General features: G+C 64.8%; 4 protein-coding genes. All 4 read right to left on the reverse strand.

The annotated features are described in order from the left end of the window. Positions 1 to 1,057: cytochrome c biogenesis protein CcsA (gene ccsA, locus VKH46_06905; GenBank protein ID HKB70559.1), on the reverse strand; the 1,057-nt coding region annotated here is incomplete at its 3' end. After that, positions 1,057 to 1,449 (reverse strand): cytochrome c maturation protein CcmE, encoded by a 393-nt coding sequence (locus VKH46_06910; protein ID HKB70560.1) that lies wholly within the window; start codon positions 1,447 to 1,449, stop codon positions 1,057 to 1,059. The genes VKH46_06910 and ccsA (VKH46_06905), both read right to left, overlap by 1 nt. Before the next feature lie 66 nt (positions 1,450 to 1,515). After that, on the reverse strand, positions 1,516 to 1,638 hold the full coding sequence (locus VKH46_06915) for a CcmD family protein (GenBank protein HKB70561.1): 123 nt from the start codon (positions 1,636 to 1,638) through the stop codon (positions 1,516 to 1,518). A 7-nt stretch (positions 1,639 to 1,645) separates the two neighbouring features. Continuing rightward, entirely contained in the window at positions 1,646 to 2,302 is a 657-nt protein-coding gene (gene ccsA / locus VKH46_06920) for a cytochrome c biogenesis protein CcsA (protein ID HKB70562.1), read from the reverse strand. Between the last annotated feature and the right edge of the window lie 50 nt (positions 2,303 to 2,352).

The raw sequence follows: 2,352 nt of genomic DNA on the forward strand, positions 1-2,352 counted from the left end.
CGATCGCCGCGATCGCGACGATGAAGAAGACGCTGCGGGAGAGGGCGGGCGTCTGTTCCTCCTCGGTGGGGATCGACCTCCAGCGCCAGATCATCAGCACGGCGCCGAGCACCAGGAACAGCATCAGATCCGCGACGAGCCAGCCCGTGATCCCGAGGTCGACGAAAGAGTGGACCGAGAAGTCCGCCAGCACGCCCGAGCGGGTGAGGAACGTGCCGTAGAGGATGCAGACGTACGCGATGATCGCGAGGAACAGGTTCACGCGCCGGTGGCGTTTGCGCGAGCGCTGGAGGAACATGCCGTGCACCAGCGCGACGGTGAGGAGCCACGGCACGAGCGACGTGTTCTCGACGGGGTCCCACCCCCAGTATCCGCCCCAGCCGAGCGTCTTGTAGGCCCAGTAGCCGCCCATCAGGATCGCCGTGCCGAGCGTGAGGAACGTCAGGAGCGCCCAGGGGAGGGCGCGCACGATCCATCCGTCCCACCGCTTCTTCCAGAGCGCGGCGATCGCGAACGCGAAAGGAACCGACAGCGACGCGAAACCGAGGAACATCACCGGGGGATGGATCACCATCCAGTAGTCCTGCAGGAGAGGATTGAGCCCCGCGCCGTCCGGCGGGACCGTCGCGAGCAGCTTGAAAGGGGACTGGCGGCAGAGGATCGCGACGAGCGCGAGGAAGGTCGACGTGTAGACGATCATCACCGGCGCTTCCTGCTCCTTGGCCGAGCGCCAGACGAAGAGGCCGATGAGCGATCCCCAGAACGTCCAGAGGAGGAACGAGCCCTCCTGGCCGGCCCAGAACGTCGAGATCAGGAAGTGGATCGGCAGGTCTCGCGACGAGTACGAGGCGACGTACGCGACGTCGAAGCGGTGGTTCAGGATGAGCATCATCAGGAAGGCGGAGGTCGCGACGACGCTCGCGACGAACATCCCGTACGCGCGCCGCGCGAACGGCAGATATTCGGCGGCGCCGCGGTCCGCGCGGACGTAGCCGTAGATCGAGGCGAGGCCGCAGAAGAGCGCGGCCCAGAGCGTGGCGACTCCTGGCCAGAACATCAGGATTTCACTCCGTACTGCCGTTCGGTTTCCTGCCCCTGGTACTTCGAGGGGCACTTCACGAGGAGCTTCTCGGCGTGGAGCGCGCCCGATTGGTAGCGGCCGATCGCGACGATCGACAGCGCGTCGCGGAAATTCGCGGGCTTGATCCCCCGGTAGACGACCGGGAGCGTCCGTCCGTGCTCGTCGATGATCGAGAAGGCGAGCTCCTGCGAGCTCTCGTCGTACTTCTCGCTTCCCTTTTCGAGCGAGCCCATCACCTGGACCGAGCCGGCGGTCTTCATGGCGACGTCGAAGGTGACGTAGGGGGTGAGCGTCGTCCGGAAGGCGGTGACCCCGAGCACCAGGAAACCGACGGCGAGAATCGCGGCGAAGATGTATCCCTTTTTCATGGCCTGATCATCCTGTCTTCGAGGGATAACCCTCCTGATCCAAATGAATCAAACTGATCGAATCGCTCATTCCGGAGGTCCGGACCGCCGCTCGGCCGCCTTCAGGCGCGAGTCGAGCCGGAGGAGATAGATCCACAGTCCTATCCAGATGACAGCGTTGCACGCGGCGACGAATCCCAGTGCGGTCATGCGGTCCTCACTCCAACGTCCGAAGGGAACGTTTCATTCTCTCGAGCCGGCGGTCGAGGTCCCAAACCCAGAAGAAGAGCGCCGTGAAACCGGCCAGCGCCGTGAAGAAGACGACCCGGGTCGGGGTGTCCATCAGGATCTTCCCCTGCCGGTTGATGACGGTCTGCGGGTGAAGCGATGCCGTCACCCTCGGCACGACGAACATGAGGAACGGCATGACGAAACCGGAAAACAGGGCATACACGGCGCAGAACACGCCCCGCCGTTCCGGGTCGGTGATCGCGCCCCGCAGGAAGAGGTACGCGGCATAGAGAAAAAGGAGCAGAACGATCGAGGTCTCCCGCGGGTCCCAGTTCCAGTAGGACCCCCACATGACGTCCGCGAAAATCGAGCCGGTCACGGTCGCGAGCACCGAGTAAAGGAACCCCTGCCGGACGGCCGCGGCGGCCGACTCGTCGGAGAAAGCGTCCCGCTTGACGAGGTGGACGATCGAGGCGACCGCGGCGACGATGAAGGCGAGTGTGGCCGTCCACGCGCAGGGCACGTGGAAGAAGACGATCCGCGACGACTCCCCGATGAAGCCTTTCGCCGGCTGCGGCCAGAGGAACGCGGCGACGATGACGGCCAGCAAATAAGGGCCGAGCAGCCACTTGAGCAGTTTCACGTGGGAATCATAACGCGGTGCCGATGCTTTTGCGGCGCGGCGATGCATCG

Source organism: Thermoanaerobaculia bacterium, assembly GCA_035260525.1.
Classification (GTDB): Bacteria; Acidobacteriota; Thermoanaerobaculia; order UBA5066; family DATFVB01; genus DATFVB01.

What these genes read in the sequence shown, in the direction of transcription:
- VKH46_06910 (HKB70560.1), bottom strand. Translation starts at nt 1,449, where the DNA reads ATGAAAAAGGGATACATCTTCGCCGCGATTCTCGCCGTCGGTTTCCTG.
- VKH46_06915 (HKB70561.1), bottom strand. Translation starts at nt 1,638, where the DNA reads ATGACCGCACTGGGATTCGTCGCCGCGTGCAACGCTGTCATCTGGATA.